This is a genomic window from Nucisporomicrobium flavum, assembly GCF_016464385.1.
Taxonomy (GTDB): domain Bacteria; phylum Actinomycetota; class Actinomycetes; order Mycobacteriales; family Micromonosporaceae; genus Actinoplanes; species Actinoplanes flavus_A.
On sequence record NZ_JADMLH010000008.1, the window covers coordinates 317247 to 333482 of the forward strand.

At 71.8% G+C, this 16236-nt stretch carries 16 protein-coding genes; 9 read left to right on the plus strand and 7 right to left on the minus strand.

The window, feature by feature from the left end; genetic code table 11:
• Positions 1–213: 213 nt before the first annotated feature.
• The 5 genes from IT780_RS21315 to IT780_RS21335 all read left to right on the plus strand — a co-directional run bounded on the left by IT780_RS21315 (position 214) and on the right by IT780_RS21335 (position 4648).
• Complete coding sequence (locus IT780_RS21315; RefSeq protein WP_199513362.1) at positions 214–1206, plus strand: hypothetical protein; 993 nt, start codon at positions 214–216, stop codon at positions 1204–1206.
• A 91-nt stretch (positions 1207–1297) separates the two neighbouring features.
• The gene (locus IT780_RS21320) at positions 1298–2482 is read left to right on the plus strand and encodes a hypothetical protein (RefSeq protein ID WP_199513363.1); all 1185 of its coding nucleotides are present in this window, start codon (positions 1298–1300) and stop codon (positions 2480–2482) included.
• Between the two features lie 353 nt (positions 2483–2835).
• Positions 2836–3228, plus strand: coding sequence for a hypothetical protein (locus IT780_RS21325; protein WP_199513364.1), 393 nt, complete (start codon positions 2836–2838; stop codon positions 3226–3228).
• A gap of 57 nt (positions 3229–3285) precedes the next feature.
• Positions 3286–3663, plus strand: a complete 378-nt coding sequence (locus IT780_RS21330; protein WP_014440216.1) for an ArsR/SmtB family transcription factor — start codon at positions 3286–3288, stop codon at positions 3661–3663.
• Positions 3664–3967: 304 nt separating this feature from the next.
• Complete coding sequence (locus IT780_RS21335) at positions 3968–4648, plus strand: class II aldolase/adducin family protein (protein WP_199513365.1); 681 nt, start codon at positions 3968–3970, stop codon at positions 4646–4648.
• 155 nt (positions 4649–4803) lie between these two features.
• Here IT780_RS21335 and IT780_RS21340 read toward each other — a convergent pair whose 3' ends face one another.
• Entirely contained in the window at positions 4804–5646 is an 843-nt protein-coding gene (locus IT780_RS21340; protein ID WP_307831296.1) for a DedA family protein, read from the minus strand.
• A 124-nt stretch (positions 5647–5770) separates the two neighbouring features.
• Entirely contained in the window at positions 5771–5962 is a 192-nt protein-coding gene (locus IT780_RS21345; RefSeq protein WP_199513366.1) for a hypothetical protein, read from the minus strand.
• 169 nt (positions 5963–6131) lie between these two features.
• Between IT780_RS21345 and fbaA the strand changes: the two genes are divergently transcribed.
• Both fbaA and IT780_RS21355 read left to right on the plus strand, forming a co-directional pair.
• On the plus strand, positions 6132–7157 hold the full coding sequence (gene fbaA / locus IT780_RS21350) for a class II fructose-bisphosphate aldolase (RefSeq protein ID WP_199513367.1): 1026 nt from the start codon (positions 6132–6134) through the stop codon (positions 7155–7157).
• Positions 7158–7260: 103 nt separating this feature from the next.
• The gene (locus IT780_RS21355; protein WP_307831297.1) at positions 7261–7791 is read left to right on the plus strand and encodes a hypothetical protein; all 531 of its coding nucleotides are present in this window, start codon (positions 7261–7263) and stop codon (positions 7789–7791) included.
• A gap of 5 nt (positions 7792–7796) precedes the next feature.
• On the opposite strand, the gene IT780_RS21360 is transcribed toward IT780_RS21355, so the two are convergent.
• Together IT780_RS21360 and IT780_RS21365 are read right to left on the minus strand one after the other, a co-directional pair.
• The gene (locus tag IT780_RS21360; protein WP_199513368.1) at positions 7797–8051 is read right to left on the minus strand and encodes a hypothetical protein; all 255 of its coding nucleotides are present in this window, start codon (positions 8049–8051) and stop codon (positions 7797–7799) included.
• 31 nt (positions 8052–8082) lie between these two features.
• Entirely contained in the window at positions 8083–9270 is a 1188-nt protein-coding gene (locus tag IT780_RS21365) for an LOG family protein (RefSeq protein ID WP_199513369.1), read from the minus strand.
• 18 nt (positions 9271–9288) lie between these two features.
• Here IT780_RS21365 and IT780_RS21370 point away from each other — a divergent pair, with 18 nt between their 5' ends.
• Both IT780_RS21370 and IT780_RS21375 read left to right on the plus strand, forming a co-directional pair.
• Complete coding sequence (locus IT780_RS21370; RefSeq protein ID WP_199513370.1) at positions 9289–10272, plus strand: ADP-ribosylglycohydrolase family protein; 984 nt, start codon at positions 9289–9291, stop codon at positions 10270–10272.
• Positions 10273–10394: 122 nt separating this feature from the next.
• Positions 10395–10817 carry a DUF3151 domain-containing protein gene (locus tag IT780_RS21375; protein WP_199513371.1) on the plus strand — a complete coding sequence of 141 codons (423 nt, stop codon included), beginning with the start codon at positions 10395–10397 and terminating at the stop codon, positions 10815–10817.
• A gap of 37 nt (positions 10818–10854) precedes the next feature.
• Here the strand turns inward: IT780_RS21375 and IT780_RS21380 are convergent, their stop codons facing one another.
• The 3 genes from IT780_RS21380 to IT780_RS21390 all read right to left on the minus strand — a co-directional run bounded on the left by IT780_RS21380 (position 10855) and on the right by IT780_RS21390 (position 16045).
• Positions 10855–12666 carry a MinD/ParA family ATP-binding protein gene (locus tag IT780_RS21380; protein ID WP_199513445.1) on the minus strand — a complete coding sequence of 604 codons (1812 nt, stop codon included), beginning with the start codon at positions 12664–12666 and terminating at the stop codon, positions 10855–10857.
• 1094 nt (positions 12667–13760) lie between these two features.
• Complete coding sequence (locus tag IT780_RS21385; protein WP_199513372.1) at positions 13761–14729, minus strand: diacylglycerol kinase family protein; 969 nt, start codon at positions 14727–14729, stop codon at positions 13761–13763.
• Positions 14730–14746: 17 nt separating this feature from the next.
• On the minus strand, positions 14747–16045 hold the full coding sequence (locus IT780_RS21390; RefSeq protein ID WP_199513373.1) for an adenylosuccinate synthase: 1299 nt from the start codon (positions 16043–16045) through the stop codon (positions 14747–14749).
• Positions 16046–16236: the final 191 nt, after the last annotated feature.

Sequence of the window (16236 nt, forward strand, 5' to 3'; positions counted from 1 at the left end):
AGGGCGGCGCTGTCAGACTCCGATGCCTGCGGCGCGCCACGAGATGGAAGTGTATGGGCCGGGCTCACCGTCTGTCGCCCCCTGAACGAGCGACCAATTTCATCCGATTTCGTCCTACGTCGGGCGATGCTGCCACAGTGCCGGGCCGGTGTCCGCCGGTCCGCGCATCTGGCAGCCACCCGATACCGTGAGTGGATCTAGGAGGGAGCGCCGATGTACCCCGGAGCACCGGCACCGCGTTCACGCCCCACGGTCGTCACCGTCTCGTCGTACCTGCTCTATCTCAGCGCCGCGCTCATCGTGCTCAACGCGGTGATGGCGCTGACGACGATCTCGGCGATCTCCGACGTCTACACCGACCTGTACGCCGGCACCTCCAACAGCGGCATGGAGAGCGTCATCGTCGGGGCCAGCGCCGTCGGCATCGGCATCGACTTCCTGCTGGCGGCCGGCTTCGCGGTCCTCGCGATCTTCAACAACCGGGGCCGGCAGGGCTCCCGGATCACCACCTGGGTGATCGGCGGCATCTCGCTCTGCTGCTTCGGCTTCGGCCTGATCGGCAACGCGGCGACCAGCGGCATGAACTTCGACACGGGCAGCACCACCGGGCCCAGCGCGCGGGAGGTCGAGCAGCGGCTCAACGACGCGCTGCCGTCCTGGTACAAGCCGGTGACGACGACGCTGAGCATCCTGCTGGTCCTCGCCGTCCTCGCCGCGATCATCCTGCTGATGCTGCCGGCCGCGAACGCGTACTTCCGCAAGCCGCAGCAGACCTGGGACCCGTCGATGCCGTACCCGGCGTACCCGGGCCAGCCCGGCTATCCCGCTCAGCCGGGATATCCGGCTCAGCCCGGCTACCCCGCTCAGCCCGGCTACCCGGGTCAGGCCGGGTATCCGCAGTACCCGGCGCCGGGGTCCTTCCCGGCCTATCCAGGGACCGCTCCCGCAGGACCGGGCTCTCCCGGCGCGACGCCTGCGGGTGCTACGCCTGCGGGTGCTACGCCTGCGGGCGCGACGCCTCCGGGTGCGACGGCTCCCGGTGGTGACCCGCATACCGGCAGCGTTCCGGCGACCGATCCGTGGAGCGCGCCGGCCCAGCCGTCGTCGCCTCCCTCCTCGGAGACGCCGCCGCCGTCGCCGACTTCGCCTCCTCCTTCGTCGTCGTCGCCGGAGGAGCCGGGCCGGCCGCCGACCGACCCCGCCTGACATCGGTCCCGGCACGCGCCGCCGGGGAAGCCCGGCGGCGCGTGACGCGGCCCGGGAGGGTCGTCCGCAACGGATCACCCGGGAGACGGTCATGTCGTACGCAGTTCAGCCGCCGCTCGCCGCCGCGCCCCCACCGGTCGCCGCGCCGCGCCGTCCCGCCTCGGTGGCGCTCGCGTCGGTGCTGCTGATCATGATGGCGCTGGCCGGTCTCGCGTACGCGGTGGCCACGCTGGCGACCGCCCCCGGCACGGTGGACCGCTTCCGGACCGCGGCGGGCGCCGGTGACGACGTCGACGGCTACGTGACCGTCGTCTGGATGGGCGCCGCCGTGGCCGCCGTGCTGGCCGTGCTCCTCTTCGCCCTGTACGTGGTCCTCGCCCTGGGGCTGCGCCGCGGCAGCAACGGCTTCCGCGTCGCCACGCTGGTGGTGTGCGCGCTGGGCCTGCTGGCCGGCTGCGCCTCGGCCACGACAGTCGGCGTGCAGCGCAGCGGGGACTCCGCGCCGGGCTCGCTGGGCGCGGCGCTGACCGACGCGTACCCGGGGTCGTGGATCCCGCTCAACCTCAGCCTCGCCATCGCCCAGATCGCCGGGTACGTGCTGGTCGGGGCGCTGCTGCTCGCGGCGCCGCGAGAGTTCTTCGGCCGCCCGTCGAAGCCCGCGCCGCCGGACCCCTTCGCCGTGAACTCCCAGCTCCCGCCCGCCGGGTACGCCCAGCCGGGCTACTACGGCCCGCCCCAGCCCGTGTACGGCGCGCCCTACCCGTCCGCGCCGCCGTCGGCACCGATGGCGCCCGCGCCGGCCTACCCTGCGCCGGCCTCGGCGCATCCGGACGAACCGAGCCCGTGGGCGCCGCCCCGGCCTGTCGCCCCGACCGCGCCGTCGCCGTCCACACCGTCGCCGGCCGCTCCTTCGTCGGCCTCCGCCCCGACGGTCGGGCAGAACATGCCAATCGTGGGGCAGGACACAGAGCCCGCGCCGACCCCGCCGCCGGCAGCGGTGGAGCCCGCGCCGATCCCGCCGACAGCGGTGGAGCCCGCGCCGACCCCGCCGGCAGCGGTGGAGCCCGCGCCGACCCCGCCGGCAGCGCTGGAGCCTGCCCCGGCCCCAGAAGCCGGGCCGCCGGCCGTCACGCACGGTGGAGCCGTCAGTGCCTCGCTCGCCGACCAGGCCGGCCCAGCCGGGTCCGACACCGACCGGACACCCGCGGACCGTCACCCGGAAGGGTCTGCGGCGGGTGACACGGAAGAGGGTTCTTCTGCCCGTCCGTCCAGCTGACGGGGGACAGGACATCGATGGTCGTACGTCACCCGAACGGGTAGCGTTGGTGGCCGAGGGTCTGCCCGCCTTCGCTTTCCGGATCGGCTTTTCCGGAAGACGGCCAGACGTGTCGCGATGACATCGGTGTCAGTGCGTACGCGTTTGATGACCGTCCATGAGTCGTAGCCCGGCGCCCGCGCACGGGAGAAGTGCTTTGAGCTGCGTCTATGTGTCCCCGAAAGGGGCTGCCGGGTGTGCTTCAGTTAACAATATTTCCTGTTGCGCTCATGTTTAGGCGAGGGTCAATAGTTCCTTTCCGCCCTGCCAGGGCAGAAGGTTCCGGTTTTCGTCCAGCCAGTACTCTCGATGTCATGGAAGCCCACGACGACCTGCGTAAATTCATCACTGAATTGCCCGTCGCGCAGCGTTGTGCCGTGCTTTCATCGGGTCGTGAAGCTGACTGTGACGAGGCCCTACGCCGTGTGACGGTGCAGGACACGGCGGTTCCGGCGACCGGGCGGGTGCCGGGCAGTCGTCGTACTGATCGCGACATGGAAATGTGGGACGGCTCACTCCGGGGGCGGGGATCGAAGAGCTCGACCGCGTTGGACAGCGACCAGACGGCGGCTGAGGCGTTGCAGGAGGCAGAGACCGAAGTCGGTGTGGTGGGAATGGTCGATCGGGGTGCGGACGCTGCCGTGCGGGGTGCCGGACAGACGTACCGATCGGCCTACCGTTCGATCGACTTCGGCCTTACGGCCTGAAAGTCAGCCGGTTCGTTCCTGCGCACATGCAGGAGAATCGATGCAGTTGGTGGAAGGATGGAGATCGTGGGAACTGCGTTGGCGGAAATGACAATGCCTCAGATCTCGCCGCTGGCCGGCGAGCCTATTGAACGTGCCGACGCCGAGCGGCTGGCCGGGGTGCTGAAGGCACTCGCGGACCCGGCCCGGCTCCGGCTGCTCAGCCTGATCCAGTCCGCGACGGACGGCGAGGCGTGTGTCTGCGACCTCACCGCACCGCTCGGGCTGTCGCAACCGACGGTGAGCCACCACCTGCGGATCCTCACGGAGGCTGGGCTGCTGGAGCGGGAGAAGCGGGGCGTGTGGGCGTACTACCGCCTGGTCCCGACGGCGATCGCGACGATCGCGGACCTGCTCACCCCGCCGCGCAAGCGCGCGACCAAGAAGGCGCGCTGAGACAGGCGTACGTCTAGGAGGAACGGCACCCGGCCCGGCCGGGAGCCGCAGCACCGTTTCGGTCCTCGGGCCGGGTGCACAAGAAGCCCGCTGGAGACCGGGCGGGCCACGGGCAGGCCCGCCCCAACCGGTCGGCGAAGCAGGGCCCGCGCGACAGGCGCGGTGAAAGGCAGGGCCCGCGCGGACGAGCGCGGGTGACGGGACGCCCGCTTCGGCGGGAAGGTGCCTGGCGTCACCGAAGCTGACGTGACGCCAGGCGGGACACCTCCATCAGGATCCACCCCCGGGACCCGAGGAGCGACTCTTGAACTACGTTTCCGGTGATCTGCGCGACCAGCTCGCGCACGTGGGCTACGACGTGGTCCAGGCCGGCCTGGTCTGCGGCTCGGGCGGGAACCTCTCCGCCCGTATCCCGGACGAGGACGCGTGCTGGGTCACCGCGAGCGGAGCCTGGCTGGAGCGGCTGAGCCGCAACTCCTTCGCCGCGATCCGGATCTTCGACGGTGCGCCGGCGTCGCTGGGCGGCGGTGGGTTGCCCGAGCCGCGGGTCGAGCCGACCAGTGAGATCGCGCTGCACCTGGCGATCTACCGGACCAGGCCGGACGTGAAGGCGATCGTCCACCTGCACCCGCAGACTGCGCTGCTGCTCGACGCCCTGGGCGAGCACATCCGCATCGTCACCACGGATCACGCGTACTACCTGCGCCGGGTCTCGACCGTGCCGTTCCGGATGCCCGGCGGCACGGAGGTCGCGGCGCTGACCGCGGCCATGGCGGCGGACGGTACGAACTGCCTCGTGCTCAGCCAGCACGGGTGCGTGGTGCTCGCCGACAGCGTGGAGCTGGCTCACAAACGCGCGCGGAACCTCGAGGAGGCCGCGCAACTGACCTATCGGGCGCTCACGCTGGGCCGCCTCGACAATCTGCGCGAGGTGCCGGAGCAATTCCTGGACCGCCTGGCAGGCCCCGAACCGGTCTCCGTGTAACGAACGCAGCGCCGACGGCCGGCCCCCGTGAGGCAGGGCCGGGTCGTGAGGCCGGGCGTGCCGGGTGGGGCTCGTGAGACCCGGGCGAGCCGGGCCGGGTCGTCATGCCGGGCGTGCCGGGTGGGGCTCGTGAGGCCCCCGGGCGGGCCGGGCCGTCAGGCCGAGTGGCGCGGGCGGTGGTGGCGGTGGTCGTCCTCGTCGTCGCGGTCGGCGAACTCCTCGGCGATGCCCGCCACGGTCGCCGCCGCGACCACGCCGATCGCGGTGGCCGGGCCCGGGTCGTCCATCGGCGCGCCGGGGCCCTTGCCGAGCGTGATGCCGCGCTTCTTGGCGCGCCGCTCGCGGAGCACCTCGATGAGGATCGGCAGCACCGAGATCAGCACGATGAGGGCGACCACCGGCAGGATGTAGCGGTCGATCTTGTCGCCGATGGTGTCGTAGATCTTCTGCGCCAGCAGGTAGCCGAGCAGGATCACGCCGTCGCACCACAGGATCGCGCCGACGACGTTCCAGAGCAGGAACTTGCGGGCGGACATGCCGAGGGTGCCCGCCACCGGGTTCAGGAAGGTCCGGACGATCGGGATGAACCGGGCCAGGACCACCGCTTTCGCCGGGCCGAACTTCTCGAAGTAGTACTCGGCCTTCTCGACGTACTCGCGCTTGAACAGCTTGCTGTCCGGGCGGTCGAACATGCGCCGGCCGTACTTGGCGCCGAGGAGGTGACCCAGCTGAGCGCCGATGATCGCGCAGAGCGGCGCCCCGATCAGCAGGCCCGCGATCGAGATGCGGGTGCCGTCGCCGAAGATCGAGTCGGCGACCGGGGACGCGGCGACGCCGGCCAGGAACAGCAGGGAGTCTCCGGGGAAGAAGAAGCCGACCAGCAGGCCGGTCTCCGCGAAGAGGATCACCCAGACGCCGATGAGCCCGAAGGTGTGCAGCAGATCCTTCGGGTCCATCGGGTTCAGAGCGAGCTGCTCGGTCAGCGCACGGTAGGTCACGACATGGAAGGGTACCGGCCCACGCTCGGGGGGTGCCTGTACGAATGCTGTGTATTACCGGCGCGGATCGACCGGTTCCGATTCAGCCGCGAAGACGTCGAGCTTGCGCCCGGCGAGACGCAAATCACCGGTAGTCGTCGTCCATCTCGACGACGCGGCTCTGTTCCTGCCGGTCCCACTCGGAGACCTCGATCGCCTCCGGCGCCTCCGCTTCCTCGGCGTCCTCCTCCAGCCAGCCCGGCGCGGCCTCCTTGGCCTGCTCCGCCGCGTCCACCTCGGGGGTCTCCAGGTCGAGCTCGTTCTCGGGGTACGTCATAACGGACTCCCTTCCACCGTCAGGGGCAGCATCAATGGTGCCCGGTCCCCCGCCGTGACGGTACGTAAACCGGGGTGATTACCACCGGCGCCCTCGACTGCGGAATACTGCCTGCTGGAGGACAGCGCGGTCCTGCCCTCTTCACGCCAGAGAATCAAGGAGCGCACCGATGCCCATCGCTTCCCCAGAGGTCTACGCCGAGATGCTCGACCGCGCCAAGGCCGGCGCGTTCGCGTACCCCGCGATCAACGTCACGTCCTCGCAGACCCTGAACGCGGCCCTGCAGGGCTTCGCGGAGGCGGGTAGCGACGGCATCATCCAGATCTCCACCGGCGGCGCCGAGTACGTGTCCGGCCCGACCGTGAAGAACATGGTCACCGGTGCGGTGGCGCTCGCCGAGTTCGCGACCGAGGTGGCCAAGCACTACCCGATCAACATCGCGCTGCACACCGACCACTGCCCGAAGAACAAGCTCGACGGGTACGTCCGCCCGCTGCTGGCCATCAGCAAGGAGCGCGTCGCCAACGGCAAGGCCCCGCTGTTCCAGTCGCACATGTGGGACGGCTCCGCCGTGCCGGTCGAGGAGAACCTGCAGATCGCCGAGGAGCTGCTGGCCCAGGCCGCGGCCGCGCACATCATCCTCGAGATCGAGGTCGGCGTGGTCGGTGGCGAGGAGGACGGCGTCTCCGCCGCGATCGACGACAAGCTGTACTCGACCGTCGAGGACGGCCTGGCCACCGCCGCCGCGCTGGGCCTGGGCGAGAAGGGCCGCTACATGACGGCCCTGACCTTCGGCAACGTGCACGGCGTCTACAAGCCGGGCAACGTCAAGCTGCGCCCGGAGATCCTCAAGGAGATCCAGGAGGCGGTCGGCGCCAAGTACGGCAAGGAGAAGCCGTTCGACCTGGTCTTCCACGGCGGCTCCGGCTCGCTGCTCTCGGAGATCCACGGCGCCCTGGACTACGGCGTGGTGAAGATGAACATCGACACCGACACCCAGTACGCGTTCACCCGCCCGGTCGTCGATCACATGCTGAAGAACTACGACGGCGTGCTGAAGATCGACGGCGAGGTCGGCAACAAGAAGGCGTACGACCCGCGCGCCTGGGGCAAGCTGGCCGAGAACGGCCTGGCGCAGCGCGTCGTCGAGGCGTGCGAGCACCTGCGCTCGACGGGCACCACGCTCTCGAAGTAAGCACCGCCGACGGCCGGTCCCCCGTTGTGGGGGCCGGCCGCTCTCGTGTTGCGAGGTGCCGCTCGGCCGTGGGTACCATCGTCGTCTGCTGCTCAGGGAGGCGGTGACCTTGCTCGGCATCGAGGGTTACGACCCGGAATGGCACCACGATGCCGTCGCGCTCGCCGCCGTCCACAGAGCACGGTTCTCCCGGCTCATCGGCCGCAAGCTGCTGCACGGCTGGCTCATGTGGGACATGTCCGAGCGCGGCTGGTTCGCCGACGGACCGGTGATCCTGGGCTTCGGCGGCACGAACGTCGAGGTCACCCACCGCAAGTTCGACGAGTGCGCCATCACCTGGGACCAGGTGGACATGACCGCACCGATCGACTGGTACGCGACCGGCATCCAGCTGGACTGGCGCGCCGATCCGCACGCGGCGCTGCGCAACGCCCGCGGCCGGATCCTGCGCGAGGTCAACATCATCGAGCGGACGACGCCCGCGAAGTGGCACTCGGGCTTCCTGCACGCGGTCGAGTTCCTCTTCGACGGCGCCCGCCTGGCGATCTTCAACGCGATGGACGAGAACGGCCTGACCGACGTGCCGGAGATGGAGCTGCCGGTCACCAGCTGGCGCCGCGTCCACGTGGCCTGAGCGGCTCAGTCGCCGCCGCCACCCCCGCCGCTGTCGCCACCCCACGAACCGCCGTCGCCGCCCCATCCGCCGTCGTGGCCGTGGTGGTGGCCGTGGTGCCCGTAGTCGGTCGGACCCGCGTCGTAGGCCGCGTCGCCCACGGTTCCGCCGGTCCAGCCGCCGCCCCGCAGCCGCCGGGACCGGTCACCGCTCCGGCGCGCACTCGCCGCGGCCACCGCGACCACCACCAGCAGGAACACCAGGAACAGGATCATCGCCATGACCGCAGTGTGAGCGACGCCCGCCACTGCGTCACCCAGCCGGCTCGCTCAGCGCGGCCATCGCCTCGTCCAGCGAGTCGGTGACCACCAGCAGATCGGACTGGTCGCCGTGCGGGGACTTCGCCAGCAGCGGCCGCAGCAGCGCCTCCACCGGCAATTCCGCCCAGTGCGCCACCCCGAGGAACACGAAGGCGCCCGACGGGCCGTCCGTACGGTAGAAGGTCTTCGTCGCCGCCTGGAACACCTCCTGCACCGTGCCCGCCCAGCCCGGCGCGAACACGATGCCGCCGCGGGACAGCCGCAGGATCGAGTCCTCGCGTACCGCGTTGGAGAAGTACTTGCCGATCTGGCCCGCGAAGAGGTTCGCCGGCTCGTGCCCGTACAGCCAGGTCGGCAGGGCCAGGCCGCCATGCGTGAGCCGGCCCACCACGTCGTTCGCCCCGGCGACCGGCGCCGGGAACCGCTCCCGCACGGCCAGCGCCGCGGCCGTGTACGGGTCGTGGTCGTGGAACACCGGCGCCGGCGCGAGCATGTCGATCGCCTCGGCGAGCTCCGCCTCGGGACGGGTCGCGAAGTACGCGCCGAGGTTCGCCGCCTCCATCACGCCCGGACCGCCGCCGGTCACGATCAGCCGCCCGCCTGCGGCCAGGCGGTGCGCCAGCGTCGCGGCCATCCGGTACGCCTCCGAGCCCCGCGGCTCGGCGTGCCCGCCCATGATCCCCACCGCGCCGTGGCTGCCGTTCGCCGCCAGCCACGCCGTCAGCGCCTTGCCCAGCGCGTTGTCGATACCCGCGTCGTGCAGCCGCTGCGCGATCGCCTCCCGCAGGTCCGGCGTCGCCCCGCCATGGTCGAGGAAGTGCTGGTAGATGCGGGTGTCGAACATGCCGGCGAAGCCGCCCTCGGCGAACCCGTACGCCAGATCCTCCGGGGTGTAGAGCAGTGCCGGATGCGTCGGGTACGGCCGGGCGTCGAACGGCGGGATCAGGTGCGCCCCGCGGCGGATCAGGTCCACCTCGACCTCGGCGCCGGCGAACTCGCACCCGACGAAGAACGTCCCGGAGACGTCGATGCCCGTGAAGTCCGGCGGATCGGAGTCGAGCCGCAGCCCCAGCACGATCAGGCCGGCGAGCGACCGCTTGGCGAGGTGGACGTCGAACTCGGCGCGCGACTCGACCTCGAACTCGGTGGCGTCGAACGGGTGTGCACGGTCTCCGAACATCACCGTAGGGTAGCCACCGTGCGAAACGCGTCGGGATCGTTGTTCGGACTCGCGTACGGGGACTCGCTCGGCAAGCCCACTGAGTTCCAGGACTACGCGACGATCGTCGCGCGCTACGGCGCGCAGGGGCCGCAGGAGCTGACCGGCGAACCGGCGCTGGTGACCGACGACACGCAGATGATGCTGGCGGTCGGCGAAGCCCTGGGCGCGGCGCCGCAGCTCACCCCGGAAGGCTACGAGCCGGTGCTGCGGAAGGCCTTCCTCGACTGGGCCGCCAGCCCGGACAACAACCGTGCGCCCGGCATGACGTGCCTGCGCGCGTGCGCCGAGCTGGCCGACGGCAAGCGGTGGCAGGACGCGTCGCAGATCCACTCGAAGGGGTGCGGGGCGAACATGCGGGTCACCCCGCTGGGCCTGGCGCCGGGGCTGACCGAGGACCAGCGCGCCGGTGCGGCCCAGCTGCAGGCCGGGCTCACCCACGGTCACCCGACCGGGCTGGCTGCCAGCGAACTGACCGCTCTGACCGTACGGTGGCTCGCCGACGGTCTTGATCCTCATGATCTTCTCCCGGCCCTCCGGGCACGCTGCGTCGGGCAGCACTACCGCGAGGACTGGCTCGGTGACCTCTGGCGACGCTCGGGCGCTTCGGACCCTCAGGCGTTCATCGCGGTCGGCTGGGCAGAAACGGACGCCGCGCTGGCCCGGGTCGAGACGGCCCTGCGCCGCGGCGACGTCGGCGGGGACCCGTGCCTGGCCACGGGCGAAGGCTGGATCGCCGAAGAAGCGCTGGCCACAGCCCTGTACTGCTACCTGATCTCGCCGCACGACCCGGTGGCGGTACTCGGGCGCGGGGCGGCCTCGTCCGGCGACTCCGACTCGATCGCCTGCCTGGCCGGCGCATTCGCGGGCGCGGCGCTGGGCATGGCGGCCTGGCCCGAAGCGTGGAGCGGGCGCATCGAGTACGCCGACCGGCTGCGTGCCCTGGGTGACGCTTGGGACTGACCGGCGGCGCCTCTGAGTGACGCGTGGGCTGATCGGTCGGCCGCTGCGGGTTTCCGGGTCGCGGGTGGGACTGATCGGGATCCGCCAGGAATGATCTCGGCGGCTCCGGGTTGAATGTGGTCATGCAGAATCTCCTCCCCGAGCCTCCGGCGACGCGCCTGCCCGCCGACGAGCCAGCCGACCGAGCGCTCGCCGAAGCGGCGACCACCGGCACCGCCGACGCGTACAAGGAGGTGGCCGCGCGGTTCCCGGCGTACAGCGGCGGCTGGGCGGCCCTCGCCGAGCTCGCGCTCGCCGAGAAGCAGGCCGTCACCGCGTACGCGTACGCCCGCACCGGCTACCACCGCGGCCTCGACGCGCTGCGCCGCAACGGCTGGAAGGGGCACGGCCCGGTGCCCTGGTCGCACGAACCCAACCAGGGCTTCCTGCGCTGCCTGCACAGCCTGTCGCTGGCCGCCGCGGAGATCGGCGAGGCCGACGAGGCGGCCCGCTGCGCCCAGTTCCTGCGCGACAGCGACCCGGCCGCGGCCGACGCCCTCTCCTGACACGTTCGGGCCAGGCCGCAGCGCGGCCTGGCCCGTTCTACAGACCTTCCGCGACCGCGGCCGCGATCTTCAGCCAGGAGTCGCGCGTGCCGCTGGAGAGCTGCCCGTAGCGCAGCGGTTCACCCGAGTCGATGAGCTTCTCGTACGGCGCCAGCAGCACCGCGCGGGTCCGCGCCGCGAAGTGCCGTTGGATCGCCGGCAGGTCGATGTCTTTGCGGGTCGGCGGCATCGTCACGACGCTCACCGCCTGCCGCACGAGCCGCTGCCGGCCGCTCTGCTCCAGGTGGTCGAGCATGCGCGCCGCGGTCTCCGCCGAGTCGTTACGGGCCGACATGGTGATCACCAGCTGGTCGGTGGCGTCCATGGCCGCCTGCCAGTTCTGCGCCCGTACGTTGTTCCCGGTGTCCACGAAGATCAGCTTGTAGAACCGGCTGACGATCTCCCGGATCTCGGCGAACGCACTGGCCGTGAGCATCTCACCGGCGGTCGCGGACTCGTCGGATGCGAGCACGTCGAACATGCCCTCGCCCTGCGCGCGCACATACTGGGACAGATCGCCCACCCGTCCGTGCGACCCACGGAACAGGTGCAGGTCCCGCATCATGTCGCGGACCGTACGCGCATGGAAGTCCTGCTGCGCCCGCATGCCGAGCGTGCCCTGGGTCTCGTTGTTGTCCCAGGCCAGCACGTACCCGCCGCGCTTCTGCCCGAACGTCATGGCCAGCAGCAGCACGGCCACGGTCTTGCCGGCGCCGCCCTTCGGGTTGACCACGGTCACCTGCCGCAGCCCGCCGAAGTTGCGCCGGACCATCTCGACGTCCTGCTTGTACTCCTGCTCGCGCTTGCCCGGCGCCAGCCGGACCAGGCCCATCGTGCCCTTCTGCAGAATCGCCCGGGCACCCATGGTCGCCACCGGCTCGGCCGGCTTGGCCAGCCGCCGCCGCGCGAACTCCTCGGCGGTCGGCGTCCCGTCGGAAACCCACGGCAATTGCTGGTACGGATCGACCGGCGGAGGATTCGGCCCGGGCGCCTGCTCAGTGCCGTGCGGCGGCACGACGGCCGGCGGGTACGGCCCCGCAACGGGCCGCGGGGGCTGGCCGTTGCCCGTCCAGGGTGCTGGGGGCCCGGGCTGGTACGGGTTCGGCTGCTGCGGTCCGGGGTGCTGGGGGCCGGGGTGCTGAGGGCCGGGGTGCTGAGGGCCGGGCTGGTGCGGTCCGGGTTGCTGCGGGCCTGGGTGCTGTGGGGCCTGGCCTTGGGCCGGAGGGATCGGTTGCGGGGGCACCGGGCCGGGGTAGGGGCCGGGCTGACCGCCGTGCTGGGGGCCGGGCTGACCGCCGTGCTGAGGTCCCGGCTGGGGTGGTGTGAGGTGCGGACCGGGTCCCGGCTGCGGTGACATGGCGCGCGGTCCTGGGCCGGGCTGCGTCGGCGCGGCCTGCGGACCGGGGCCGGACTGGGGCGGCACGACCTGGGGACCCGGGCCAGGCTGCTGCGGCGTCGGGGCGCCGTGCGGTCCCGGGCCCGGCTGCGTTGGCGGCGCCACGTGCGGGGCCGGGCCGGACTGGGGCGGCATGACCGGTCCGGATTGGGGCGGCATGACCGGTCCGGATTGGGGCGGCACGGCCGGGCCGGGCTGCGGCGGGATCGGCTGGTTCGGCACCTGCGCGCGGGGGGTGCCCGCGGTGACCGGCCCCGGCCGGTACACGGCCCCGGACGTGTCCGGCTCGGGCTCGTCAGCGCTCTGCCTGGCCGGCACGCTCGCGCTGCCACTCGAGCGGGTGCGCTGGGGCAGTTGTCCGGGCGAACCGGGTTGCTGATCCGCTTTTTCTGCTTTGTCTGCAATGGGCGGGATAGGCCGGGCCGGCGGCTGTGCCCACGGCGAATCCGCCGACGGCGGCTGCTGAGCGGCATCCCCAGCCGTCCCGCCCCGCGGTGCTGACGTCCCGGCCGGCGCGGCCGATGCTGCCGGCGTCCCGGCCTGCGGTGCCGACGCCCCAGCCGATGCGGCCGAGGTCCCGGCCGGCGCGGCCGATGCGGCCGAGGTCCCGGCCGGCGCGGCCGACATCCCCGGCTGAGCTGGGGGCGTCCCCACCTGAGCGGCGTGGGTCCCAGCGGGCGTGCCGGTCTGAGAGGCGGGCGTGCCGCTCTGAGAGGCGGGTGTGCCCGTCTGAGCTGCAGGCGTGCCCGTCTGAGAGGCGTGCGGGCCGGTCTGAGCTGCGGGTGTCCCGGCCGGCGCGCCGCCTGCCGTGGCCTGCTTGTTCGGCTCGGGGTTCTGCCCGTTCCGGACGGCGTTCTGACCGGTCGCGTCACCGGACCGGGCTGCGGCCTCCGCGGATCGGGCTCCCGCCGACCAGGCGGAGAGGTTCGGCCCCGGCTGCGCCACCGCGCCCCGGAACAAGCTTGGATCCGGACCGGTGGTTGCCGGGCCGGAAGACTGGCCAGCGCTCGACGGGGAATCGGCAGCGGCCGGCGGTGGACCGGGTGCGGCAGCGCCGGATGAAACGGACGCCGACGCGGAGAAGTGGCCGGACTCGGGTGCCGGCGTGGGCTGCGACCATGGCCGCCCGGTGGCGTCGGGGCCGGGTGGTTGCACCGGAAGGCGCGGCGCCGGGGCGGGTGCCGGGCCCGGGGGCACCGGTGCCTGGTAGCCCGGCGGGGTGGGCGCGGGGCGGTCCACCGGCCGGTAGACCGCGGCCTCGCCCTGGTGCGGCGGCGCCGGGGGTGACGGGAGCGGGAATGCCGGCGAAGCCTCGTGCGGCACCGGCCTGCCACCGTGCACCGGAGCGCTCAACTCCTCCGGCGGCCAGAACGGTTCGACGTCCCGGTCGGGTGGTGAGCCGTTCGTGCCCGGGACGTAGACGCGGTCGGCGTTCTCGTCCTCCACGGATGCGACCTCCCCGTAAAACGGTTTCGTACCTGCGTGCTACTTCAGCCTCGCACAGACGCTCATGCTGCGTACACCGCCCAGGCGCCGGGCTCGGTCCACCATGAACGTTTGCGGTTCATCGATCCGCCGACGCCGTCGTCGAGGAACTGCAGTTCACCGTCGCGCGGCAGCACCGACACCGCTCGGCCGCGGGCTCGGCGCACTTCCACGCGTACGCGGGGCTTCTTGAAACGCTGTTTGACCACGACCGGAACCGCCACCGCGACTTCGACCCGGCCGTCGGTCGGATCGCCGTCGGCGAGCAGTCGCAGCCCGTCGAACTCCGCGTAGGCGCCCGCGTTGCCGATCGCGCAGGCGATGATCCCCTCGGAGCCGTCGGACAGCACCGCGTCGTCGACCTCGACCCGTCCGCGCCACGGCACGGCCCGGCCGGACTCGTCCACCCCGCCGACCAGCGCACCGTCCACAGTGACCGATCCGCCGTCGTTGCGCAGCAGGTCGAGGCGGCGCACCTTGCCGGCCAGGACCGCCGCGGCCACCTCCGCCGGATCCCGGGGCAGCCCGAGCTGGGCGGCCAGGTCCGCGTTGTTGCCGGGGTCCAGCGGCAGGATCGCCACGGGCGGCAGATCCGGAACCGTACGGTTGTCCGCCAGGTCGGCCGGCCGCTTGCTCGGCGGCGGCGCGTACCGCCGGACCAGCCGTCGCATGACGGCCCGCAACTGCCCGTCGGTCGCGGTCGCGACGATCAGGCGCAGCTTGCTGTCCGCGTCGGGCCAGGCCAATCCATCGGTACGGGCCTCAGCGTCGAACCGTGCGATGACGGCATCGATCTCGGCGTCGGACGAGGCCACCACGGTCTCGACCCGGGCGCCCGCCTCGGTGAGCGCGTCGGCGCACTTCAGCACCGGCACGCGCGGCGTCTCGCAGGTCTCCTTCTCGGCGGAATCGCACCCGCCGCACGCCGAACCGCAGGCGCCGCCGGCCGCGCCGGAGCTCTCCGCGAGGCTGAGCAGAATCACGTCGTACACGATTCAGCCCTCGCCCGTCATCGCCGGGTCTCGCTGAGGATGGGGTGGCGCTCGATGACCTCTTCGCGGCCCGGGCCGACGCCGACGACCGAGATGCGGGCCCCGATGCGGCTCTCCACGAACTCGACGAAGCGCTGCGCGTTCTCCGGCAGCTCGTCGAAGTGGCGCGCGCCGCTGATGTCCTTCTTCCAGCCGGGGAGCGTCTCGTAGATCGGTACGGCGTGGTGGAAGTCCGACTGGCTGACCGGCATCTCGTCGTGCCGTACGCCGTTCACCTCGTACGCGACGCAGACCTCGATCTCGTCCAGTCCGTCGTAATTGTCCAACTTGGTCAGCACGAAGTCGGTGACCCCGTTGATGCGCTGCGCGTACCGGCCCATCACCAGGTCGAGCCAGCCGATGCGGCGCGGGCGGCCCGTGGTGGTGCCGTACTCGTGGCCGACCTCGCGCAGGTAGTCGCCGGTCTTGTCGTGCAGCTCGGTGGGGAACGGGCCCTCGCCGACGCGGCTGGTGAACGCCTTGAGCACCGCGACCACCCGGTCGACGCGGGTGGGCGGGATGCCCGAGCCGGTGCAGGCCCCGCCGGCCGTGGCGTTGGAGCTGGTCACGAACGGGTACGTGCCGTGGTCGACGTCGAGCAGCGTCGCCTGGCCGGCCTCGCAGAGCACGACCTTGCCTTCGTCGATCGCCTGCGACAGCTCCAGGGCGGTGTCGCCCACCATCGGCCGGAGCCGTTCCGTGTACGACAGCAGCTCAGCGATCACCTCGTCGGGTTTGATCGCACTGCGGTTGTAGATCTTCGACAGCACCTGGTTCTTGAAGGACAGCGCCGCTTCGACCTTCTGCCGGAGGATCGACTCGTCGAACAGGTCCTGGATGCGCACGCCGAGGCGGTTCATCTTGTCCGCATACGTCGGGCCGATGCCGCGGCCGGTCGTGCCGATGCGCCGCGCACCGAGGAACCGCTCGCTCACCTTGTCCAGCGACCGGTTGTACGAGGCGATGACGTGCGCGTTGGCGCTGATCCGCAGGCGGGAGGTGTCGAGGCCGCGCGCCTGGAGGGCGTCGAGTTCTTCGAACAGCACGGCCAGGTCGACCACCACGCCGTTGCCGATCACCGGGGTCACGCCGGGGGTGAGGATGCCGCTGGGGAGCAGGTGCAGGGCGTACTTCTCGCCCTCGATCACCACGGTGTGGCCGGCGTTGTTGCCGCCGTTGAACTTGACCACGTAGTCCAGCCGGTCGCCCAGCAGGTCCGTCGCCTTGCCCTTGCCCTCGTCGCCCCACTGGGCGCCGACCAACACGATCACCGGCACTTGATGACGCCTTCCGTTGAAACACGTCGTACGCGGAGAGGCCCGGGTACTGCCGAAGTTTACGCGACGCCGTCCCAGGCCGCGGCCGGGTTGTCCACAGGTCGGACCGGTTATCCACAGGCTAGGGAGGTTATCCACAGGGCGTCATCCGGGGGTCGCACCGCGTGCAAAGTGGACCTGTGGACGACCGT